General features: G+C 68.1%; 26 protein-coding genes. 18 read left to right on the plus strand and 8 right to left on the minus strand.

Features of this window, described 5'->3' with window-relative positions:
* Nucleotides 1-6 precede the first annotated feature (6 nt).
* Nucleotides 7-330, minus strand: coding sequence for a DUF5789 family protein (locus tag ABDZ81_RS10810; RefSeq protein WP_343773989.1), 324 nt, complete (start codon nt 328-330; stop codon nt 7-9).
* Nucleotides 331-448: 118 nt separating this feature from the next.
* Between ABDZ81_RS10810 and ABDZ81_RS10815 the strand changes: the two genes are divergently transcribed.
* A complete protein-coding gene (locus ABDZ81_RS10815) occupies nt 449-658 on the plus strand; it encodes a ribbon-helix-helix domain-containing protein (protein WP_343773990.1) in 210 nt (69 codons plus the stop codon).
* A gap of 11 nt (nt 659-669) precedes the next feature.
* Here the strand turns inward: ABDZ81_RS10815 and ABDZ81_RS10820 are convergent, their stop codons facing one another.
* Together ABDZ81_RS10820 and ABDZ81_RS10825 are read right to left on the minus strand one after the other, a co-directional pair.
* Nucleotides 670-1176, minus strand: coding sequence for a JAB/MPN domain protein-containing protein (locus ABDZ81_RS10820; protein ID WP_343773991.1), 507 nt, complete (start codon nt 1174-1176; stop codon nt 670-672).
* Nucleotides 1177-1257: 81 nt separating this feature from the next.
* A complete protein-coding gene (locus tag ABDZ81_RS10825; RefSeq protein WP_343773992.1) occupies nt 1258-1977 on the minus strand; it encodes a hypothetical protein in 720 nt (239 codons plus the stop codon).
* Between the two features lie 77 nt (nt 1978-2054).
* Between ABDZ81_RS10825 and ABDZ81_RS10830 the strand changes: the two genes are divergently transcribed.
* Nucleotides 2055-2747, plus strand: coding sequence for a VOC family protein (locus tag ABDZ81_RS10830; protein ID WP_343773993.1), 693 nt, complete (start codon nt 2055-2057; stop codon nt 2745-2747).
* Nucleotides 2748-2761: 14 nt separating this feature from the next.
* Here ABDZ81_RS10830 and ABDZ81_RS10835 read toward each other — a convergent pair whose 3' ends face one another.
* Both ABDZ81_RS10835 and ABDZ81_RS10840 read right to left on the minus strand, forming a co-directional pair.
* Nucleotides 2762-3058 carry a DUF5779 family protein gene (locus tag ABDZ81_RS10835; protein ID WP_343773994.1) on the minus strand — a complete coding sequence of 99 codons (297 nt, stop codon included), beginning with the start codon at nt 3056-3058 and terminating at the stop codon, nt 2762-2764.
* A gap of 116 nt (nt 3059-3174) precedes the next feature.
* A complete protein-coding gene (locus ABDZ81_RS10840; protein ID WP_343773995.1) occupies nt 3175-3630 on the minus strand; it encodes a ferritin-like domain-containing protein in 456 nt (151 codons plus the stop codon).
* Nucleotides 3631-4001: 371 nt separating this feature from the next.
* Between ABDZ81_RS10840 and ABDZ81_RS10845 the strand changes: the two genes are divergently transcribed.
* The 11 genes from ABDZ81_RS10845 (at nt 4002) to ABDZ81_RS10895 (ending at nt 13954) form a co-directional block, all read left to right on the plus strand.
* A complete protein-coding gene (locus tag ABDZ81_RS10845) occupies nt 4002-5237 on the plus strand; it encodes a LeuA family protein (protein ID WP_343774326.1) in 1236 nt (411 codons plus the stop codon).
* Nucleotides 5238-5721: 484 nt separating this feature from the next.
* Entirely contained in the window at nt 5722-7539 is a 1818-nt protein-coding gene (ilvB, locus tag ABDZ81_RS10850) for a biosynthetic-type acetolactate synthase large subunit (RefSeq protein WP_343773996.1), read from the plus strand.
* A 2-nt stretch (nt 7540-7541) separates the two neighbouring features.
* Complete coding sequence (ilvN, locus tag ABDZ81_RS10855; RefSeq protein ID WP_343773997.1) at nt 7542-8162, plus strand: acetolactate synthase small subunit; 621 nt, start codon at nt 7542-7544, stop codon at nt 8160-8162.
* Nucleotides 8163-8235: 73 nt separating this feature from the next.
* Nucleotides 8236-9282 carry a ketol-acid reductoisomerase gene (gene ilvC, locus ABDZ81_RS10860; RefSeq protein WP_343773998.1) on the plus strand — a complete coding sequence of 349 codons (1047 nt, stop codon included), beginning with the start codon at nt 8236-8238 and terminating at the stop codon, nt 9280-9282.
* Nucleotides 9275-9547, plus strand: a complete 273-nt coding sequence (locus tag ABDZ81_RS10865; protein ID WP_343773999.1) for a DUF7989 family protein — start codon at nt 9275-9277, stop codon at nt 9545-9547. The genes ilvC and ABDZ81_RS10865 overlap by 8 nt, the downstream gene beginning before the upstream one ends.
* Entirely contained in the window at nt 9544-10965 is a 1422-nt protein-coding gene (gene leuC / locus ABDZ81_RS10870; protein ID WP_343774000.1) for a 3-isopropylmalate dehydratase large subunit, read from the plus strand. Before ABDZ81_RS10865 ends, leuC begins: the two co-directional genes overlap by 4 nt.
* Complete coding sequence (leuD, locus tag ABDZ81_RS10875; protein WP_343774001.1) at nt 10962-11597, plus strand: 3-isopropylmalate dehydratase small subunit; 636 nt, start codon at nt 10962-10964, stop codon at nt 11595-11597. Before leuC ends, leuD begins: the two co-directional genes overlap by 4 nt.
* A gap of 130 nt (nt 11598-11727) precedes the next feature.
* Nucleotides 11728-11889 carry a hypothetical protein gene (locus tag ABDZ81_RS10880; RefSeq protein ID WP_343774002.1) on the plus strand — a complete coding sequence of 54 codons (162 nt, stop codon included), beginning with the start codon at nt 11728-11730 and terminating at the stop codon, nt 11887-11889.
* Nucleotides 11890-12130: 241 nt separating this feature from the next.
* Nucleotides 12131-13111 carry an isocitrate/isopropylmalate dehydrogenase family protein gene (locus ABDZ81_RS10885; RefSeq protein WP_343774003.1) on the plus strand — a complete coding sequence of 327 codons (981 nt, stop codon included), beginning with the start codon at nt 12131-12133 and terminating at the stop codon, nt 13109-13111.
* Nucleotides 13112-13178: 67 nt separating this feature from the next.
* Nucleotides 13179-13736, plus strand: coding sequence for an SHOCT domain-containing protein (locus ABDZ81_RS10890; protein ID WP_343774004.1), 558 nt, complete (start codon nt 13179-13181; stop codon nt 13734-13736).
* A gap of 74 nt (nt 13737-13810) precedes the next feature.
* Entirely contained in the window at nt 13811-13954 is a 144-nt protein-coding gene (locus ABDZ81_RS10895; protein ID WP_343774005.1) for a DUF7557 family protein, read from the plus strand.
* Nucleotides 13955-13964: 10 nt separating this feature from the next.
* Here the strand turns inward: ABDZ81_RS10895 and ABDZ81_RS10900 are convergent, their stop codons facing one another.
* From ABDZ81_RS10900 to ABDZ81_RS10910, 3 genes are all read right to left on the minus strand, one after another.
* Nucleotides 13965-14429, minus strand: coding sequence for a DUF5799 family protein (locus ABDZ81_RS10900; protein ID WP_343774006.1), 465 nt, complete (start codon nt 14427-14429; stop codon nt 13965-13967).
* Nucleotides 14430-14796: 367 nt separating this feature from the next.
* Entirely contained in the window at nt 14797-15174 is a 378-nt protein-coding gene (locus tag ABDZ81_RS10905) for an OsmC family protein (protein WP_343774007.1), read from the minus strand.
* A 101-nt stretch (nt 15175-15275) separates the two neighbouring features.
* Nucleotides 15276-15998 (minus strand): metal-dependent hydrolase, encoded by a 723-nt coding sequence (locus ABDZ81_RS10910; RefSeq protein ID WP_343774008.1) that lies wholly within the window; start codon nt 15996-15998, stop codon nt 15276-15278.
* Between the two features lie 145 nt (nt 15999-16143).
* Between ABDZ81_RS10910 and ABDZ81_RS10915 the strand changes: the two genes are divergently transcribed.
* The 5 genes from ABDZ81_RS10915 (at nt 16144) to ABDZ81_RS10935 (ending at nt 20124) form a co-directional block, all read left to right on the plus strand.
* Nucleotides 16144-16407, plus strand: a complete 264-nt coding sequence (locus ABDZ81_RS10915; protein ID WP_343774009.1) for a hypothetical protein — start codon at nt 16144-16146, stop codon at nt 16405-16407.
* 159 nt (nt 16408-16566) lie between these two features.
* Nucleotides 16567-18810, plus strand: a complete 2244-nt coding sequence (locus ABDZ81_RS10920) for an OB-fold nucleic acid binding domain-containing protein (RefSeq protein WP_343774010.1) — start codon at nt 16567-16569, stop codon at nt 18808-18810.
* Between the two features lie 124 nt (nt 18811-18934).
* Complete coding sequence (locus ABDZ81_RS10925) at nt 18935-19186, plus strand: hypothetical protein (protein ID WP_343774011.1); 252 nt, start codon at nt 18935-18937, stop codon at nt 19184-19186.
* Between the two features lie 105 nt (nt 19187-19291).
* Nucleotides 19292-19588 (plus strand): AbrB/MazE/SpoVT family DNA-binding domain-containing protein, encoded by a 297-nt coding sequence (locus ABDZ81_RS10930; RefSeq protein WP_343774012.1) that lies wholly within the window; start codon nt 19292-19294, stop codon nt 19586-19588.
* A complete protein-coding gene (locus tag ABDZ81_RS10935) occupies nt 19585-20124 on the plus strand; it encodes a PIN domain-containing protein (protein WP_343774013.1) in 540 nt (179 codons plus the stop codon). The genes ABDZ81_RS10930 and ABDZ81_RS10935 overlap by 4 nt, the downstream gene beginning before the upstream one ends.
* Nucleotides 20125-20150 lie beyond the last annotated feature (26 nt).

Below are 20150 nucleotides of genomic sequence, written 5' to 3' on the forward strand. Positions count from 1 at the left end.
GGCGGCTCAGAACGGAAGCATCGATCGCAGGTGTCCGAGCATTCCGCCGTCGCCCCGGCGCTCGTCGAACACCGGGTACAGCACGTCGAGCAGTTCGTTCTTCGAGTCGTACTCCTGGCGATCGACCGCCGCGAGCGCGTCCCCGATCTCCATCGTCCGACCGCTCGCGTCGTAGGGGATTTCCTGCTCCCCCAGCGCGCGCAGGATCTCGTCGTCGGTCGCGGGGAAGGTGAGCTCGGCCTCGTCGAGGCGCGCGTCGAGCGCCGCGATGCCGAAGGCGATGACCTCCGGCTCGTCGCCGTCGTCGCCGGTCGGTGGGCGCGCTGCCATTGTGAGTACGGAGACGGCTCCCCGCCTATCAACGCTACGCTTGCGCGTGGGGCGAGCGACTCGATATCTCTCCTGGCCCTTCGCAAGGACTTTCGGCGTCGCAGACCGACCTATCGGTATGACCGAGTACACGACCGTCTCGATCCCGAAGGATCTCGCGGACCGGGTCGAAGAGACGATCGAGGGGACCAGCTTCTCGTCGACGAGCGACCTCGTCCGGTTCCTGCTCCGAAGCATCGTGATCCAGCACCAGCAGGAGGGCGAGCTGACCGAGGCCGAGTTCGAGGAGATCACCAGCCAGCTACGGGATCTCGGCTATATCGACTGACGGGATCGCGCTTACATCGACTGAGCTTCGTCGAAGTCCTCGAGCTGGCCGAGCGGGGGCGCCGCATCGAGAACGATCAGCTTCCGGCGCCTGCCGCGACGGTCGAACGCGGCGACGGCGTCCCCGTCCCAGGGCGGCACCGCCACGAGGACGACTTCGTGGAGGTCGTCTTCCTTCGTCACCTCCAGCCGGCCCAGCGGGTGCGAGAGAAACCGACCCTGCGTCTGGTGGGGCGGGATCGTCATGTTCATCCCGAACACGGCGTTGACCGAGCGGCGCTCCTGAGGCAAGAACAGATCAGTGAACACGGACGTTCCGGGATCGAGGTCGGCGGCGCCGGCGGTGTCGATCAGACTGTCGCTTTCCGTCGCTCCGTCGGAGGTGGTCGACCAGTCGAGTTCGCCCGCCGGCGTCACGGCGAGCGCGGCGCTGATCGCCTCGGGATCCTCGTCGTCGGCGAGTTCCAGCAGGACGTCCAGCAGTCCTTTCGTCACGTAGACGTCGGTATCGGGCGACACGTGCGTACCACTACCCGCGGCGGGAGGTTAACCGTACCGACTGATCGGACCCGATGAGCGACTCGTTCGGCGCTCCCGGTATCAGCTCCTGATGAAATCCGCCAGCGTGTTGACGTACAGCTGCGGCGTGCGGCGCCGGGCGCCGGCGAGCGCGTCGGCCAGCGCGTCCGGGGCGTCATCGACGACGGGCGCCCCGTGTCCGACTGCGATCCGATCGGGCGCGAGCCCGCCGAGCGATCCGCGCGGCGGGAGCAGGCGCAGCGCCGGGTGGACGCCGAGGCGCTCGTCGTTCGCCAGGAAGTAGTCGCTCGTGCCGACGGCTTCCGGAACGACGAGCGTCCCGTCGGCGGGCGTGATGAGCGCGATCTCGGTCCAGAACCCTCGGTTGAGAACGCGAATCGTCCGGTAGCCCGTATCGGCGAGTTCGGCGTCGAACCGTTCGATATCCGCGTCCAGCGTCTCGGCGACGTCGTCCATCGTGGCGTGGACGTACACCGGCACGTCGTGTCGCCGCGCGATCGCGGCGGCGTCGCGCTTGTGGCGATCCAACAGGATGACGACGCCCGCGACTTCGCCGAGATCGGCGACCGTCTCGTCGAGGTCGGGCGTGTCGACCGGGTCGATCAGCCAGACGCTCGGCTCGCCGGTCTCGTCGGCGTCGGTGCCGTCCGGTCCCTCGCCGGCGACGAGCGCGTGACTCGCGCGCTGCATCGCCTCGTCGGGGTGGGCGATCCACGTGAGCCCGCCCTCCCAGCGGAACGTCTCGCTGTCGGCCGCCGCGCCCGAGGCTTTCATCGGCATGTGGCGTATCTTGGATCTCGCCCGGAATAAAGCCCGACCACCGCGGCCGATTTGGCGATCGAGGCCGTAGTCCGAGTATGCTCGCCGTCCTGGAGCACCTGGCGCTGGAGGCCAAGGCCCTCGATCCGATGCGCGCGTTCTACGGCGACGAACTGGACCTCGACGTCGTCGACGAGTTCGATCGGGAGCTGTCGTTCGCCGCCGGCGAGACGACGCTGGTCGTCCGCAGGCCCGACGGCGTCCCGCGGGGCGGTCTCCACACCCACTTCGCGTTCTCGATCCCCGCCGACGAGTACGGCGACTGGTGGGACCGGCTCTCCGCAGAGCGAGCGCTGGAGGAACACACGTTCGGCTCGGCGTCCTCGCTGTACTGCTACGATCCGGCGGGCAACTGCGTCGAACTCGGTCAGTCGGACGTCGCGGGGCCGGGAATCGACGGTGTCTTCGAGGTCGTCCTGGAGGTCGAAGATCTCGACCGGGCGCTCCCCTTCTACGAAGCGCTCGGCTTCTCGGTCGTCGACCGCGGCGCACAGCGGCGTCGCGTCCGGCTCTCGGGGCCGATGGATCTGGAGCTCTGGGAACCGCATCTCGGCCTCGCGGACGCCCGGGGCGGCGTCCACGTCGATCTGGGGTTCGCGGCGCCCGACGTCGACGCCGCGGTCGAGGCGATCCGGGAGCGGGCCTGCCGGGTCGAGCGGGACGGCGAGCGCGCCGCGGTCAGAGATCCGGACGGGCACTACCTGACGATCGCGCCAGAGGAAAATGAGTGACGCCGAGGCGCGAACTACAGCCGGTCGGTGTCGATCGAGACGCCGGGCGGCGAGACGACGAGAAAGCCCCGGAAGTGGACGAGCTCGCCGCCGCCGTCGCGGATCTCGCGGGCGAAACCGGCGGCCAGATCGTTGATCTCTCCCTCGACGGCGAGCACGAGGACGTTCCCGCCGAGAACGGTCTCGGTCCACTCGTCGGGGTCGGTGGTCCCGTCGAGCACGCCCAGCACGACCTCGCTTTCGAGCGCCTCGTCGTCGTCCTCCTCGATCTGATCCTCGACGGCGCCGAGATCGAGGCTGAAGTCGGTCATATCCCTCCCCACGGAACCCCCTGGCAAAAATCCTTCTCAGTCGGCGCCGCCGCACGTCGCTCGGTCGACCGCCGACGAGTCGGCCGGTCTGGTGCTCTCGCGACCGTCCCGGCGCGTCAGTCCTGGACGTACTCCTTGCGGAACCCGCGGAACTCGGTGCGGTGGGCCTCTTCGTCGGTGAGCAGCGTCACCGCGATGTCCTCGGTCACGAGGTCGTCGTTCTCCTCGGCGGCCTTCGCGAGTTGCTTGTACGTCTCGATGGCGTCGTCCTCGGCTTCGAGCACGCCCTCGATCACCGAGGGCACGTCGGTCGTGTCCTCGGGCGGCTGGAGGGACTCCTGACGCGCCTCGAACTCCATCGACCCAGGCGGCTGTTCGTCGAGCTGTTTCAGTCGCTCGGCGAGCATCCGCGCGTGGTCCAGTTCCTCCTGGACGTCGGCCTCCAGGCTGTTCTTGATCTCTTCGGCGCGCACGCCGTCGAGCACCACCGCGTTCGACAGGTAGTTCATCACGGTCTCGATCTCGTCGCTGTAGGCTTCCTTCAGAAGCCGCGTAACGTCTTCGTCGGACATGGCGTCCTAGAATACGACGTGGAAGCCAAATACGTCTGGTGCCGAAAGGCAAGTCCGGCTGCTTTCGGCGTCGCCGTTCTCGGCGTGACGCCGACGCGTCGCCGCCGTCGGCGGTACTCGAATTCTCCGGTTGTCGCCGATCGCAGGGGTGCGTGCGAGCCGCGGCGTCGACCGCGCGCCGCGAAATAACCCACTCGACGCCGCGGGTTCGCCGCCCCGTGCCATCAGACCACATGGTAGATACATTGATGGATACTAGGTGATTTAGGCCGTCGATGTACCGCGATTCCGGATCGCTCGCCCGCCGAACGGGCGGCGACGAAATCTGTTCTAAAGACAGCTTTATATATCGTGAAGCCACTGTGGGTTAGATACCATGTCCGACGACACGTCCATGGATTCGTCCTCTGGCACCAGCCAGGGGGGTCGAGTTCTTCCAGGGCACGTTAGATTCCACTGACGAGATAAAGTCAGCACGCGTTTTCGACACGACGCTCCGCGACGGGGAGCAATCGCCACACACGTCGTTCTCCTACGAGGACAAGCGGGAGATAGCGGCTGTGCTGGACGAGATGGGCACCCACGTCATCGAGGCGGGGTTCCCGGTCAACTCCGACGCGGAGTTCGAGGCGGTGCGTGACATCGCCGAGAACACGAGCACGACCACCTGCGGGCTCGCCCGCGTGGTCGACAAGGACGTCGAGGCCGCGATCGACAGCGGCGTCGAGATGGTCCACGTGTTCTCCTCGACGAGCGACGTCCAGATCGAGGATTCGATGCACGCCACCCGCGAGGAGGTAGTAGAGCGTTCGGTCGAGGCCGTCGAGCGAGTCAAGGAGGCAGGCGTGACCTGCATGTACTCGCCGATGGACGCGACCCGCACCGACGAGGACTTCCTGATCGACGTGATCGAGGCGGTCTCCGACGCGGGGACCGACTGGATCAACATCCCCGACACCTGCGGGGTCGCGACGCCCCGCCGGTTCTACGACCTGATCAGCACGGTCGTCGACCACACGGACGCCAACGTCGACGTCCACACCCACGACGACTTCGGGCTGGCGACCGCCAACGCGCTGTCCGGTATCGAGGCCGGGGCCAAGCAGGCCCAGGTCTCGGTCAACTCCATCGGCGAGCGCGCGGGCAACGCCGCCTACGAGGAGTTCGTGATGGCCGTCGAGTCGGTGTACCAGGTCGACACCGGCATCGACACGACCCGCATCACCGAGCTCTCGCGGCTCGTCGAGGAGCTGAGCGGCATCGACGTGCCGGGCAACAAGCCCGTCGTCGGCGAGAACGCCTTCTCCCACGAGAGCGGCATCCACGCCGCGGGCGTGATCGAGAACTCCGACACCTTCGAGCCGGGCGTCATGACGCCCGACATGGTCGGCGCGAACCGGAAGCTGGTGCTGGGCAAGCACACCGGCAACCACTCCGTCCGCGAGCGACTGGAGGACGCCGGCTTCGAGCCGACCGAGGAGGAGGTCCGCGCGGTCACCCGCCGCGTCAAGGACCACGGCGCCGAGAAAAAGCAGGTCACGATGGAGACGCTGGAGCAGTTCGCCCGCGAGGAGGGCGTCACGCGCACGGAGGAGGTCACGGTCTGATGCCCCCCGCCGGGTTCGTCGTTTCCCACTCTCGGGAGCGACAGGTAGAGCGCGACGACTCCGGACGCCGCGGCGACAGTCGCGCCGGCGCCGGACTCGCTCTCGCCGGCTGCCGCGCACGCGTAGTGGTGCGTGCGTCTCGGCGGCGCCCCCCGACGCGCAACAATTATAAGCGACGAACGCATCATCACTGCAATGATGAGACGGACCCCCGCCGCCGAGGTCACGAGCCCGGTCAGCGGCGGGTCCGCGGCGACCCTTCTCGCGACGCTCGGTGTGATCGTAGGGGCCCACTAGCCCCTCACACATCCACTTCTCGACCACGGATCGCACCGTCTTCAGAACGTCCAGCACCCGCTCGACATATGTACCGACAACCACACACCCGACGACAACACCGACCCGCGACCGAACAGCCTCGACGAACACCGGCAGCTCGAACTACAGCATCCGCGGCACGGACCGAAGCGTCCGGTGAGAGCGCATGAGCGAACGCGCGCCGGTCACCGAGACCGAAAAGGAGGCGACCGACGCCGGCGACGCCGCGGACGCCGCGGCGTCCGGCGCCAACCGATCGCCCGAGGAACGGGCCGAAGGACGGCCCGTCGAGACGGGCGCCCAGTCGGTCGTCCGCGCGCTGGAGAACGCCGGCATCGAGTACCTGTTCGGCGTCCAGGGCGGGGCGATCATGCCCGTCTACGACGCGCTGTACGACTCCGACCAGCTCACCCACTTCACGATGGCCCACGAGCAGGGGGCGTCCCACGCCGCCGACGCCTACGGCATCGTCGCGGGCGAGCCGGGCGTCTGCATGGCGACCTCCGGTCCGGGCGCGACGAACCTCGTGACCGGCATCGCAGACGCCAACATGGACTCGGACCCGATGATCGCGCTGACCGGGCAGGTCGCCCGCGACTTCGTCGGTAACGACGCGTTCCAGGAGACCGACACCACGGGCGTCACCGACCCGATCACGAAGACGAACTTCTTCGCCGACGATCCCGACGTCGTCGGCGACGACGTCGGGCAGGCGCTGGCCCTGTCGAACACCGGCCGCCCCGGCCCGACGCTGGTCGACCTGCCCAAGGACGTCACGAAGGCCGACACCGACGTCGAGCCCGGCGAGCCCGAGACCCCGGACACGTTCCACGCGCCCGAGGAGGCCGACGACGAGGCCGTCGCCGAGGCGGTCCGGGCGATCGAGGCCTCGGAGAAGCCCGTCATCCTGGCGGGCGGCGGCATCATCAAGGGCGACGCCACTGAGGAGCTGCGGGAGTTCGCGACAACCTACGAGATCCCGGTCGTCACGACGATGCCCGGCCTGGGCTCGTTCCCCGAGGACCACGAGCTCTCGATGGAGATGGCCGGCATGCACGGCACCGGCTTCGCCAACATGGCGATCACGCACTGTGACGTGCTGATCGGCATCGGCACCCGGTTCGACGACCGGCTGACCGGCGGCATCGACACGTTCGCGCCCGACGCCGAGGTCGTCCACGTCGACATCGACCCCGCCGAGATCAGCAAGAACATCCACGCGGACTACCCGCTGATCGGCGACGCGGGGACGGTCATCGAGCAGCTCGACGCCGAGATGGACTTTGCGCCCGACGCCGACGAGTGGCGCGAGCAGTGCCAGACCTGGAAAGACGAGTACCCGATGGACTACTCGACGCCCGACGACGAACCCCTGAAACCGGAGTTCGTCGTCGAGGCGCTTGACGAGGCAACCGGCGGCGACGCCATCGTCACGACCGGCGTCGGCCAGCACCAGATGTGGGCCTGCCAGTACTGGACCTACACCGAGCCCCGAACCTGGGTTTCCTCGCACGGCCTGGGGACGATGGGCTACGGGCTGCCCGCGGCCATCGGCGCCCGCGTCGCGGCCGACGACGACCAGGAGGTCGTCTGCTTCGAGGGCGACGGCTCCTTCCTGATGACGATCCAGGAGCTGTCCGTCGCGGTCCGCGAGGACATGGACATCACCGTGGCCGTGCTCAACAACGAGTACGTCGGGATGGTCCGCCAGTGGCAGGACGCCTTCTTCGACGGCCGTCACGCCGCCTCGGAGTACTCCTGGTGTCCGGAGTTCGACAAGCTCGCGGAAGCGTTCGGCGCCCGCGGGTTCGCGGTCGACGACTACGACGAGGTCGCCGACGCCGTCGAGGCCGCCGTCGAGTACGACGGCCCCTCGGTGATCGACTTCCACATCGACCCCCGCGCCAACGTCTACCCGATGGTCCCCAGCGGCGGGGCCAACGGCCAGTTCGCACTGAGCGAAGAACAGCTGGAGGACCTGTAATCATGACCGGAGGACTGCAAGGACCCGGACCGAAGGATCGACCCCGACCTGACGGTCGGCGCAACAGCCAGGGGATCCGCGTCGATCCCGACGCCGAAGCCGAACCCGACACCCGCCGCGCCGTGCTGTCGGCGCTGGTGAAACACGAGCCCGGCGTCCTGGCGGAGGTGTCGGGCCTCTTTAGCCGGCGCCAGTTCAACATCGAGAGCCTCACCGTCGGCCCGACCGAGGACGACGACCGCGCCCGGATCACGCTGGTGATCGAGGAGCCCGAGCCCGGCATCGAGCAGGCCAAAAAGCAGCTCCGGAAGCTGCTGCCGGTCGTCTCGGTGCGGGAACTGCCCGAGGACGCCAACCAGCGCGAGCTCGCGCTGATCAAGGTCGGCGCGACCCGACCCGACGAGGTCCACGCCATCGCCGAGATGTACGACGCGAAGGGCGTCGACGCCGGCCGGGACACGATCACCGTCGAGATCACCGGCAGCACCCAGAAGATCGACGCCGCCGTCGAGGCGTTCGAGCAGTTCGGCATCCACGAGATCGTCCGGACCGGCACCGCGGCGCTCTCGCGGGGCGCCGAGTACACTGCGACGACCCCCGACGGCGCGCCGGCAGACGACTGACGCCGATCGAGCCGACGACTGACACGACGAGCGATTCGCAACGTATACGCGACGCGAAAAGAGATCGACACACATGGCAGACGAATTCACGACAACGGTATATCGAGACGAGGACGCGGACAGTTCGTACATCGAATCGGAGACGGTCGCGGTGCTGGGCTACGGCAGCCAGGGCCACGCGCACGCGCTCAACCTGCACGAGAGCGGCGTCGACGTGATCGTCGGCCTGCGGGAGAACTCCTCCTCGTGGGACGAGGCCGAAGACGCCGGCCTGCGCGTCGAGACGCCCGACGTCGCCGCCGCCGAGGCCGACGTGGTCAAGATGCTGGTGCCCGACACCGTCCAGCCCGCCGTCTACGAGGCCATCGAGGACGGCCTCGACGCCGGCGACACGCTGCAGTTCGCCCACGGCTTTAACATCCACTACGGGCAGATCCGGCCGCCCGAGGACGTCGACGTGACGATGGTCGCGCCCAAATCGCCGGGCCACCTCGTGCGCCGAACGTACGAGCGCGGCGAGGGCGTCCCCGGCCTGATCGCGGTGTACCAGGACGCCACCGGCGACGCCAAGGAGCGCTCGCTGGCCTACGCGCAGGCGATCGGCTGCACCCGCGCGGGCGTCGTCGAGACGACGTTTCAGGAGGAAGTCGAGACCGACCTGTTCGGCGAGCAGGCCGTCCTCTGTGGCGGCGTCACCGAGCTGATGAAGATGGGCTACGAGACGCTCGTCGACGCGGGCTACAGCCCGGAGATGGCGTACTTCGAGTGCATGAACGAGATGAAGCTCATCGTCGACCTCATCTACGAGGGCGGGCTGATGGGCATGTGGAACTCCGTCTCCGACACCGCCGAGTACGGCGGCCTCACCCGCGGCGAGTACGTCGTCGACGAGGAGTACGCCCGCGAGGGCATGGAGCAGGTGCTCGACGAGGTCCAGGACGGCGAGTTCGCCCGCGAGTGGATCTCGGAGAACCAGACCAACCGGCCCAGCTACAAGCAGCTGCGCGCGGCCGAGGAAGACCACGAGATCGAGGACGTCGGCGGCCGCCTGCGCGACCTGTTCGCCTGGGAGGCCCAGGAGGACGCCGACGAGAAAGAGCAAGTGCAAGCAGATGACTGACACCATGAAAGACGTCGACCACACCCATCCTCACGGCGACTCCGGCGCCGCCCGGTCGTTCCGGCGCGGCCCCGCCGTCGCCGCCGATGGTAGCGGTCGACCCGCGGACAGAGAGAACGAACAGGCGACCGAAAGCGACGACGACTCGATGGCCGACGTGGACCACCAGCCCCCGGCGGGCGACGGTGCGAACCCCGCGTTCGAGCGCGGGAAGAAGCCGCAGGCCGAAAGAGTCGCGGACGACGTATCAGAGGACGAAGAATGAGTAAGGGCACGCTGTACGACAAAGTCTGGGAGAACCACAAGGTAACCGAGCTGCCGACGGGACAGGATCAGCTGTTCGTCGGCCTCCACCTCATCCACGAGGTCACCAGCCCGCAGGCGTTCGGGATGCTCGAAGAGCGCGACCTCGACGTCGCGTTCCCGGAGCTGACCCACGCGACGGTCGACCACATCGTTCCGACGGCCGACCAGTCCCGCCCCTACAAGGAGGACGCCGCCGAGGAGATGATGGCTGAACTGGAGCAGAACGTCCGCGACGCCGGGATCGAGTTCTCCGATCCGACGACCGGCGACCAGGGCATCGTCCACGTCATCGGTCCGGAGCAGGGGATCACCCAGCCCGGCAAGACGATCGTCTGCGGCGACTCCCACACGTCGACCCACGGCGCGTTCGGCGCGCTCGCCTTCGGCATCGGGACGAGCCAGATCCGCGACGTGCTGGCGACCGGCACTGTCGCGATGGAGAAACAGAAGGTTCGCAAGATCGAGGTCACCGGCGAACTCCAGGAGGGCGTCGAAGCCAAGGACATCATCCTGGAGATCATCCGCCGGCTCGGCACCGAGGGCGGCGTCGGCTACGTCTACGAGTACGCCGGCGAGGCCATCGAGGACCTCGACATGGAGGGCCGGATGTCGATCTGCAACATGTCGATCGAGGGCGGCGCCCGCGCGGGCTACGTCAACCCCGACGAGACCACCTACGAGTGGCTCGAGGAGACCGACTACTTCCAGGAGAACCCCGAGAAGTTCGAGGAACTCAAGCCGTACTGGGAGTCGATCCGGTCCGACGACGACGCCGAGTACGACGACGTCGTCACGATCGACGGCTCCTCGCTCGAACCGGTCGTCACCTGGGGCACCACGCCCGGGCAGGGCATCGGCATCACGGACCCGATTCCGTCGCCCGAGGAGCTGCCCGAGGAGAAGCAGGACACCGCCCGGCGCGCCCAGGAGCATATGCGCGTCGAGCCCGGCGAGACGATGGAAGGGTACGACATCGACGTCGCCTTCCTCGGCTCGTGTACGAACGCGCGCCTCCCCGACCTGCGACGGGCCGCCCGGATCGTCAAGGGCCGGCAGGTCGACGACGACGTGCGCGCGATGGTCGTCCCCGGCAGCCAGCGCGTGCAGCGGAAGGCCAAAGAGGAGGGCCTCAAGGACATCTTCGAGGAGGCCGGCTTCGAGTGGCGCAACGCGGGCTGCTCGATGTGTCTGGGCATGAACGAGGACCAGCTGGAGGGCGACGAGGCCTGCGCCAGCTCCTCGAACCGCAACTTCATCGGCCGACAGGGCAGCAAGGACGGCCGCACCGTGCTGATGAACCCCCGGATGGTCGCCGCGGCGGCGATCACCGGCGAGGTCTCTGACGTGCGCGACCTGAAGGAGGTGAACCTCGCATGAGCGAGGAAGTCGAGATTCCCGAAGTCAACTACGTGTCCGGCACCGGCGTGCCGATCCGCGGCAACGACATCGACACCGACCAGATCATCCCCGCGCGGTTCATGAAGGTCGTCACGTTCGACGGCCTCGGCGAGTTCGCGTTCTTCGACGTCCGCTTCGACGACGAGGACAACCAGAAGGACCACCCGATGAACGAGGAGCGGTTCCAGGACGCCAACGTGATGGTGGTCAACAACAACTTCGGCTGCGGCTCCTCGCGCGAGCACGCCCCGCAGGCGCTGATGCGCTGGGGCATCGACGCGCTGATCGGCGAAGGGTTCGCGGAGATCTTCGCGGGCAACTGCCTCGCGCTGGGCATCCCGACCGTGACCGCGGACTCCGAGACGATCCAGGACCTGCAGGACTGGGTCGACGAGAACCCCGACGGCGAGATCGACATCGACGTCGAGGCCGAGACCGTCACCTACGGCGACCGGACGATCGACGTCACCGTCGACGACGCCCAGCGCAAGGCGCTCGTCGAGGGCGTCTGGGACACCACCGCGCTGATGAAGTCCAACGCGGGCGCCGTCCGCGACAAGGCCCGCGAACTGCCGTACGTCGAGGACGCGGCGATTCCGGACGCCGACTAATTCGGTTCGGTCGATCGTACCGCGTAGCGGTTCTTCGTTTTCGACGCCGAGCGTCACTCCGATCCTCCCAGCGACGCGTTCGCCCGCCGGACGCCTCCGCGTATTTGGCGTCGGACGGCGTACAAACGGTATGGCATCGAAGCCGCCGGTCCAGTGCCCGCTGTGTTCCGGCGAACTATCCGAGGAGAAGCGGCTCGAAGACCACCTCGTCGAGGAGCATACGAAGCGAGAGCTCGCCCGGGACGTCGTCTCCACGTACGAGCAGTTAGAGGAGAGCGAACTCTCGGGGTGAGACCCGTCTCGAAGCTCGCCGCCACGACGCCGAAAGCCGAGCGTCGACGCCGCCGTACTGAAACACTTTTACCCGCACGGCGATTCGGTCCAGTTGGCCTTCCTAGGATCGGAAGTCCACCCCGCGTGTCACCACGCGGGTGCGTTTCAATACTCCCGAGTGGCAGGACCGTCCGATCCGTTCTCGCGCCGGTTCCGTACACATCGACACCCTCTTTTTCGCCCCCGAGAGAGGGAGGAGCATGACCCACCAGATCGCCGTCATCCCCGGCGACGGGATCGGCCAGGAAGTGACGCCCGCCGCGGTCGACGTCCTGAACGCTCTGGACGTCGAGTTCGAGTTCGTCGAGGGCGAGGCCGGCGACGCCGTCAAGGAGGAAACTGGCGAGGCCCTACCGCAGGAAACGCGCGACCTCGCCGCCGAGTCGGACGCCACGCTGTTCGGCGCCGCCGGCGAGACCGCGGCCGACGTGATCCTCCCGCTGCGCGAGGTCGTCGGCTCCTTTGCCAACGTCCGCCCCGCGGTCTCGTACCCCGGGCTGGACGCCGTGCAGCCGGACACCGATCTCGTCTTCGTCCGCGAGAACACCGAGGGCGTCTACTCGGGCATCGAGTCCGAGATCGCCGACGGCGTCACGACGCTCACGAGGGTAATCACCGAGGAGGCGTCCCGCGACATCGCCGAGTTCGGCTTCGACTACGCCGAGGAGAACGGCTACGACGACGTCACGATCGCCCACAAGGCCAACGTGATGCGGACGACCGACGGCGAGTTCCTCGACGCGGCCGAAGCCGTCGCCGAAGAGCGCGGCGCCGACTACGACACCGCGCTGATGGACGCGCTGGCGATGCACCTGATCATGCATCCCGAGGACTACGGCGTCATCATCTGCCCGAACCTGGCGGGCGACGTGCTCTCGGACCTCGCCGCGGGGCTGGTCGGCGGGCTCGGCCTCCTACCGTCCGCCAACGTCGGCCCCGACAACGCGCTGTTCGAGCCGGTCCACGGCTCGGCGCCGGACATCGCGGGCGAAGGCGTCGCCAACCCCTCGGCGATGATCCTCTCGGCGGCGATGCTGCTCGATCACCTCGGCTACGACGACGAGGGCGACCGGGTGCGCGACGCCGTCGAGGCGGTGCTCGACGAGGGGCCGCGCACGCCGGACCTCGGCGGCGACGCCTCGACCGAGGACGTCACGCAGGCCGTGCTGGATCGGCTGTAGGAGCGAGACGCCGTCGCCGTCCGTCACCCACCGAACCTTCTTGCTGTAGTGTCTCGGAGCTACGCGTATGGGTACTCGAACGGATCGACGCGAGCGCAGCCTCGGCGCGACGCTCCTGGTGTGGGGCCTGGCGCTGCTGGGCGTGCTGTTCGTGCTGTCGCTCGTCGTCGCGACGGCGATCTCGATCGTCACCACGGTCGTCGCGATCGTGACGACGGTCGCGACCGCGCTCCTGCTGGCGGGCATCGCGTACCTCGCCGTTTCGTGGGCGCTCGGGAGCGGAGCGAGCGGGCGTAGCGATCGCGGACGCGAGAGGGCACGACGCCCCGGCACGGAGTACGACGTCGGCGCCGAGGCAGGGCGTCGATCCGCCGGGGAGCGCTCGGTCCGCGAGCGCGGCGACGACGGGTCGCTGCTCGGCCGGCTCCCGGGAATCGGACGCGGTAGCGACGACTCGGGCGAGGCGGCGTCGGACGATCCGCTCGACCGGCTCGCCGACCAGTACGTTCGCGGCGAGATCGGCGAGGCCGAGTACGAGCGCCGTCTCGAACGACACCTGGAGCAGTCGGACGCGGCCCGACGCCGAACCGGGGAGCGACCCCTCGACCGGGAGCACGAACGGTAAGATCCGTCGACGGAATCGAGGCGGCGCCGCGGCTATGCTCATGGCTTAAGTCGCTCGATCGCAAAGAGTCGTGTATGCCGAACGTCAACCTCGACGAGGAGACGATCGAACGGCTCGACGCGCTGCGAACCGAGGACGAGTCCTACGACGAGATCGTGAGCGAGCTGATCAACATCTACGAGGCCGAGGAGCTGACGCTGTTCACGACGGACGGGTAGGCCGGTCCGCTCAGTCCGCGCGCTCGGCCGCCGCGTCGCAGGCTCGTTCCCACTTGCCCTGGGACTCCAAACGCTCCTGGAACTGGTCGGCGTACTCCTGGGCGAGCTCCGCCGCGGCTCGCTCGCGCTCGTCGTCGCCGCCACCGCCGCCGCCGAGCAGTCCCTTGATCGCGCCGACGATGCCGCCGCCGCTGCTCGAACTCCCCGACGACCCGCCGGAGGGCGCGCCGCCCATCCCGCCCATCTGCTCGCGGACGTCGTCGAGCGCGGGCATCACCTGCGGGAGCTTCTCGGTGTCGGCGACGAGCTCGGCGTTTTCGGGGTCGTCGGCGTTCTCGATGTCGAGCTCGACCGCCGTCATGATCATCCCCCATTCCTGGCTGGAGAAGTCGGATTGGGCGACTCGCTGGTTGAACTCCTGATCGACGGACATCCTGTCGCCGACGAATCGGTCGGTCCAGTCTCCGTTGCTCATACCGGATAGGTACGGCGAGCCACCGTATCAGGGTTGTGCAAAGCCCTCGCACCCTTCGGTCGCTCGCCGGGAGAGCAAAGCTCTCCCGAGCCCTCCCTCGCTCACTGCGTTCGCTCGCGAGGACGCCCTTTGCATTTCCGCCGGAAGACTCGTTTCGCTCACGGCTTCGCCGTTCGCTTTCGCGGTTCTCACTTCGTTCCGAACCGCGCACCGCTCGTCTTCCGGGTTCTGCCTCGCTTCTCTCGGCAGGACGCCAGGACAGCACCGCAACCGCAGTGCGCGAGTCGCCTGACGGCGACCACGCGCGGCCCGGCCGCGCCGCTGCTCGGGTGTCGAGCGGCGCGCGAAAAACGGGGCTGCGCCGCGTCTACAGGTTCACTTCGGCGCCGAGGCTCTCCTTGAGCGCGTCGTGGACCTTGCAGAGCTCGTTGGCGCGCTCGATCACGTCGTCGGCCTTGTCGCCGACGTCGGCCTCCGTCTCGACGTCGAACGCGACCGACTCCAGCTTGTCGTCGTCGTTGAGCTCGCCCGTGACGTCGATCGAGATCTCGCCGAGGTCGCCGACGTCGCGCTGTTCCGCGGCGACGCGCAGCGCGGGGACGTAACAGGAGCTGTAGGCCGCCAGCAGCGCCTCCAGCGTGTCCGGCGCGTCCTCGCCGGTGGCGTCGATCGTCGTCTCGAAGTCGCGGATCTGGTTCGTCGTGGAATACCCTTCGGTCGAGGTGGAGTGTACTTCCTTCGCCATAGCACCTAGAGGGTCTACCGCGACCGACGTAAGCGTTGGTCCGGCGGCAGGCGCGTCGAAAAAATGCTCGTCGCGGAGCAGGGCGCTCCCCGGGATCGGCGTCAGTACCCTTCCGAGAGCTCGAACGTCTCGTCGCCGTCGAGCACGTGGACGTCGGCGTCGCTGCCGGTCCCTTTCACCTCGTCGACGAAGTCGTCGACGTCGATCTCGATCGGACCGAACGTGTCGTAGTGCATCGGGAACGCGTGGTCGACGTCGAGCCAGTCGACGGCGATCGCGGCCTGCATCGGCCCCATCGTGAAGTGGTCGCCGGCCGGCACGGCGGCGGCGTCCGGCTCCAGGTAGGGGGCGATCACGTCGCGCATCTCGGTCATCAGCCCGGTGTCGCCGGCGTGGTAGAACGTCGTCGACTCCTCGTCGCTGACCTGGGTGGGCTTCGTATCGCTGATCACGAAGCCGGAGGGCATCCCGGCGCCGTTCCCGTAGTCGGTGTCGAACCCGTTGGTGTGGTCGGCGCGGTGCTTGGTGACGTAGGCGTCGCCGAGCTCGACCGTCCCGCCGAGGTTGAACCCGATCGTCTCCTCGACGCCGTACTCGTCCTCGACGTAGCCCGCGAGCTCGGGCGACGCCGCCACCGGTACGTCGGCGAACTCGCCGACGCTCCCGATGTGGTCGGCGTGCCCGTGGGTCAACAGGACGTAGTCCGGATCGACGTCGGCCGGATCGGTCGACGTGAGCGGGTTGTCGAAGAACGGGTCGATCAGCAGCTCTGTGTCCTCGACCGAGACGTGCCACGTCGAGTGGCCGTGCCAGGTGAGCTCCATAGTCACGGGGGACTACCGCCGACAGCCACTTAATGCTACTCGGACCGGAAATCCGTGGAGCGGCGGCTGTCGCGGGTGGGGAGCTCGGCCCGCCGTCAGGCCGACTTCGGGCAGCTATTTCACCGCCGCGGGCGAACCGTCGGCCGTGCTCACCCTGCAACTCGACGAGTTCATGCTCGAACTGAAGGAGGGATCGCTCAAGAACGTCGGTCCGACGAACAAGTCGGGTAGCGCCAAGCTGTTCGACGTCGAGTCGGCCGAGGCCCGCGAGTTCGGCGACAAGCGCGTCAAGCTCGTCTTCGAGGACGGCGAGGGCAACGAGGTGCAGGTCGCGCTGTTCCCCGAGGACGTCCGGTCGATCGCGAGCGACATCGAGACCCTGGAGGACGATAGCCCCGTCTTCGAGTGAGCCGGCACGCGGCGCCGTACCGGCCTTACGCGAGATAATCGACGACACCGCGATGTGCCGCCGCCGGACGCGACTCCGATCGAACGCCCGCCGAATCCGGGGCGCCTGGCGAGCGCGTTTCGACAACAGTTTTAGGCCGGGACCATTCAGACCGATCAAATGGGTAACTGTATCATCTGTGGCGCGCCCGTCGACGGGCAAGTCTGCAGTACTCACGAAGAGGACGTAGCGTTCGAGTTCGAGGGCGACTCGCCGGACCAACTGACCGCCAACCGCTTCTACCGCGGCTCGGTCGACGGCTTCGCCGACTTCGGCGTGTTCGTCGACATCGGCGACTCCGTGACCGGCCTGCTTCACCGCAGCGAGCTGGACCGCCGGCTCGACAGCCTGGACTGGGACTCGGGCGACGAAGTGTACGTCAAAGTCAAATCGGTCCGGGACAACGGCGACGTCGACCTCGGCTGGTCGATCCGGCAGTCCGCCGACGAGTTCCGCGGCACGCTCGTGGACACGCCGCGCGGCGACGTCCGGAAAGACGAATCGGGCGACGAGACGGAGGAGCAGGCGAGCGAGGGAAACGCGCAGTCGGCCGCGGCGACGGCGACGCCTAACGGCGGTCGCACCGCGGCGGTCGACACCGACGAGCGAGACTCGTCGAGCCCTGCTTCGCAGGCTCAGCAGGACGCAGACGAAGGGGCGAGTGAAGCGGCGGAAGACGACTCGCCCGCCGACACGTCGCAGAGCGCGAGCGACGAGACGGACGCCGCCGAGGCGGCCGCTGACGAAGCGACCGCTGCCGACGAAGCGACCGCTGCCGACGAAGCGGACGCTCATGACGAAGCGCCTGCCGAAGAGACGGCGGACGACGCCGCGACCGACGAATCCGACGAGAGCGACGACGCCGAGGCGGCGATCGAGCGCTCGCCGGTCGAAGATCTCGACGGCCTCGTCGACGAGCGCGTCCGCATCGAGGGCGAGGTCGTCGGCGTCCGCCAGACGAGCGGTCCGACGATCTTCGAGCTGCGCGACGAGACGGGCGTCATCGAGTGCGCCGCCTTCGAGGAGGCCGGCGTCCGCGCCTACCCCGACATCGACGTCGAGGATGTCGTCCGACTGGACGGCGAAGTCGAGCTCCGCCGCGACGAGCTGCAGGTCGAGACCGAGACGCTGGTCCGCCTGGAGGGCGTCGAGGCCGACGCCGTCAAGGACCGGCTTCGATCCGCGCTCGACGACGCCGCCGAGCCCGACGAGTTCGAGCTGCTGGCGGACAACGACGACGTCGCCGCGATCGAGGACGACCTGACGGCCGCCGCGACCGCGATCCGGCGGGCGATCCTCGAAGCGCGGCCGATCGTGGTCCGCCACAGCGCGACCGCGGACGGCTACGCCGGCGGCGCCGCGATCGAGCGGGCCGCTCTGCCGCTGATCCGCGAGGAGCACTCCCGGCAGGACGCCGTCTACAACTACTTCCAGCGCCGCCCGATCGAGGGCCACATCTACGACATGGACGCCGCGACGAGCGACGTCACGGACATGCTGGAGGACCGCGAGCGCCACGGCGACCAGCTCCCCCTCGTGGTGCTGGTCGACGCCGGCAGCACGGTCGAGTCCGAGGACGGCTACGACCTGGTCGACGTCTACGACGTCGAGACGGTCGTCGTCGACGCGCGCGCGCCCGACGACGCGGCGGCCGACGCCGTCGACACGTTCGTCAACCCCGGCAGCGACGACGTGACGACGCCGGCGCTGGCGGCCAACGTCGCCGCGGCCGTCAACGCGGACGTGCGCGAGGAACTGCACCACGTCCCCGCGGTCGGCTACTGGGAAGACGCCCCTGCCGAGTACCTCGCGCTGGCCGCCGAAGCCGGCTACGACGCCGACGCCGTGCGCGAGATCCGCGAGGCGATCGCGCTCGAAGCCTACTACCAGACGTACAAGGACAAGCGCGAACTCATCGCCGACCTGCTGTTCGAGAAGGCCGAGGGGCTGGCGGGCCACGTCAGCGGCCAGTTCCGCACGAAGCTCGACGCCGAGCTCGAGACCGCGGAGCGCAACCTCACGATTCGGAACGCCAGCAACGTCACGTTCGCGGTGCTGGACACCGACGCGTACACGCACCGCTTCGACTTCCCGAACACGACGCTGCTGGTCGACGCGCTGCACCGCCGCCAGCGCGACGAGCACGGCGCGCCGCTGGTGACGCTGGGCGTCGACGAAGACGAGATTCACGTCCGCAGCACCGAGCCGGTCGACGTCCGCGACATCGGGCAGGCGGCCGCGGAGCGCGCCGACGAAGCGGGCGTCTCGGTCGTCGGCGGCCGCGACGGCCACGTCGAGTTCCTGGCCGGCCAGCGCGACGCCGTGCTGGAGGCCGTCGTCGCCTCGATCGCGAGCGAACTGTAAGGTCCCTTCCTCTCTCGTCGCCCAGTCCCCGGTAGCCGCGGCGCTCTCCAGCGGGTTGCGCAGTCGACAATCGCCGTCGACCGGTGTCCCTAAACCTATGAGTCGCGCCGCTGAACAGTGCCGTATGGACCCTGAGAACGTCACAGTCGACGTTGAGGTCGAGGTCGAGGTAGATACCGACGAGCTGGAAGTCGAGGCCGGCGACGTCAAAGAACTCGAAGCCGAACTGGAGTCCGACGGCGTCGAGATCGAAGTCGAAGCCGAGATCGAGGTCGAAGGGGGCGAGGAGGATGAGCACGAGGGCGAGGAAGCGGATGAGGACGCCGAAAGCGAGTCGGACGAGGCGTCCGAGGACGACTCGGCGCTCGATGAGTAGCGACCTCCTGTACCCACGCCGGGTGTCGCGTTCGAATCGCTCCTGCGGTGCAGTAATACGGCGACAGATTTGTAATTCTCTGGCCCGTCAGTATTACCTGAGAAGATGAGTAGCACGACCGATCCCGAAATAATACGAGTATCCCCGAAGGGACAGGCGACGATTCCGAAATCCCTCCGCGAGAAACTCGGGATCGAGGCGCCCGGAGAGGTGTTCGTCTACGAGGAGGACGGCCGGATCGTCGTCGAACCGGTTCCGTCGGTCGAGCAACTCCACGGAATCCACGCGGACGATCGAGAGTCCGGAGAGGTCTTGGCGAAGACCCGCGAGCTACGTGAACGGGATCGTCGACGCGAGGACGAGCGCTCGGAGCGGTTGCGCCCGGACCGGGATGCGGAATGACGGCGGCCTACGTGTTCGACACCGAGGCGATCATCGCGTTTCTCTACGCCGAACCGGGCCACGAGGCGGTCGAGCGTCGCCTCGCCGAGGTCTTTCGCGAGGACGCCGCTGGACGGGAGTCCAGCGAGCCCTCGGTCGCTGGCGCCCCCGAGGACGCCGGAGAGCAAAGCTCTCCGAGTCCTCGCTCGACTTCGTCTCGCGAGGACGCCGAAGGGCTGCTGGCGGCGTCGAACGCCTCCGAGGTCTTCTATCTCGTCGCCCGATTCGAGGGCGACTCGAACGAACCGACGACCGCGTCGCTCCGGACGGCGGACCGCGACGTTCGCGCGCTGGAACGTCGAGGGCTCTCCGTTCAGCGCGCAGACTGGCGTCTCGTCGGGGAAATAAAGGCCCACGGCGACATCTCGCTGGCCGACGCCTGTGCGGTGGCGCTCGCTCACGACCGAGATGCAACCCTGCTGGCCGGTGCAGACGACGATTTCGACGATCTGCCCGTCGACGTGTCTGTAGAGCGGTTCCGGACTGACGGCGTCTGAAGTAGGAGGTGCCGCTCGAAGCGCGC

It is taken from the genome of Natronoarchaeum mannanilyticum (assembly GCF_039522665.1).
Lineage (GTDB): Archaea > Halobacteriota > Halobacteria > Halobacteriales > Natronoarchaeaceae > Natronoarchaeum > Natronoarchaeum mannanilyticum.

Excerpts from the sequence above, each read along its gene's own strand:
- ABDZ81_RS10810 (WP_343773989.1), bottom strand. The coding sequence starts at position 330 with ATGGCAGCGCGCCCACCGACCGGCGACGACGGCGACGAGCCGGAGGTC.
- ABDZ81_RS10815 (WP_343773990.1), top strand. The coding sequence starts at position 449 with ATGACCGAGTACACGACCGTCTCGATCCCGAAGGATCTCGCGGACCGG.
- ABDZ81_RS10825 (WP_343773992.1), bottom strand. The coding sequence starts at position 1,977 with ATGCCGATGAAAGCCTCGGGCGCGGCGGCCGACAGCGAGACGTTCCGC.
- ABDZ81_RS10830 (WP_343773993.1), top strand. The coding sequence starts at position 2,055 with ATGCTCGCCGTCCTGGAGCACCTGGCGCTGGAGGCCAAGGCCCTCGAT.
- ABDZ81_RS10835 (WP_343773994.1), bottom strand. The coding sequence starts at position 3,058 with ATGACCGACTTCAGCCTCGATCTCGGCGCCGTCGAGGATCAGATCGAG.
- ABDZ81_RS10840 (WP_343773995.1), bottom strand. The coding sequence starts at position 3,630 with ATGTCCGACGAAGACGTTACGCGGCTTCTGAAGGAAGCCTACAGCGAC.
- ilvB (WP_343773996.1), top strand. The coding sequence starts at position 5,722 with ATGAGCGAACGCGCGCCGGTCACCGAGACCGAAAAGGAGGCGACCGAC.
- ilvN (WP_343773997.1), top strand. The coding sequence starts at position 7,542 with ATGACCGGAGGACTGCAAGGACCCGGACCGAAGGATCGACCCCGACCT.
- ilvC (WP_343773998.1), top strand. The coding sequence starts at position 8,236 with ATGGCAGACGAATTCACGACAACGGTATATCGAGACGAGGACGCGGAC.
- ABDZ81_RS10865 (WP_343773999.1), top strand. The coding sequence starts at position 9,275 with ATGACTGACACCATGAAAGACGTCGACCACACCCATCCTCACGGCGAC.
- leuC (WP_343774000.1), top strand. The coding sequence starts at position 9,544 with ATGAGTAAGGGCACGCTGTACGACAAAGTCTGGGAGAACCACAAGGTA.
- leuD (WP_343774001.1), top strand. The coding sequence starts at position 10,962 with ATGAGCGAGGAAGTCGAGATTCCCGAAGTCAACTACGTGTCCGGCACC.
- ABDZ81_RS10880 (WP_343774002.1), top strand. The coding sequence starts at position 11,728 with ATGGCATCGAAGCCGCCGGTCCAGTGCCCGCTGTGTTCCGGCGAACTA.
- ABDZ81_RS10885 (WP_343774003.1), top strand. The coding sequence starts at position 12,131 with ATGACCCACCAGATCGCCGTCATCCCCGGCGACGGGATCGGCCAGGAA.
- ABDZ81_RS10890 (WP_343774004.1), top strand. The coding sequence starts at position 13,179 with ATGGGTACTCGAACGGATCGACGCGAGCGCAGCCTCGGCGCGACGCTC.
- ABDZ81_RS10895 (WP_343774005.1), top strand. The coding sequence starts at position 13,811 with ATGCCGAACGTCAACCTCGACGAGGAGACGATCGAACGGCTCGACGCG.
- ABDZ81_RS10900 (WP_343774006.1), bottom strand. The coding sequence starts at position 14,429 with ATGAGCAACGGAGACTGGACCGACCGATTCGTCGGCGACAGGATGTCC.
- ABDZ81_RS10905 (WP_343774007.1), bottom strand. The coding sequence starts at position 15,174 with ATGGCGAAGGAAGTACACTCCACCTCGACCGAAGGGTATTCCACGACG.
- ABDZ81_RS10910 (WP_343774008.1), bottom strand. The coding sequence starts at position 15,998 with ATGGAGCTCACCTGGCACGGCCACTCGACGTGGCACGTCTCGGTCGAG.
- ABDZ81_RS10920 (WP_343774010.1), top strand. The coding sequence starts at position 16,567 with ATGGGTAACTGTATCATCTGTGGCGCGCCCGTCGACGGGCAAGTCTGC.
- ABDZ81_RS10925 (WP_343774011.1), top strand. The coding sequence starts at position 18,935 with ATGGACCCTGAGAACGTCACAGTCGACGTTGAGGTCGAGGTCGAGGTA.
- ABDZ81_RS10930 (WP_343774012.1), top strand. The coding sequence starts at position 19,292 with ATGAGTAGCACGACCGATCCCGAAATAATACGAGTATCCCCGAAGGGA.
- ABDZ81_RS10935 (WP_343774013.1), top strand. The coding sequence starts at position 19,585 with ATGACGGCGGCCTACGTGTTCGACACCGAGGCGATCATCGCGTTTCTC.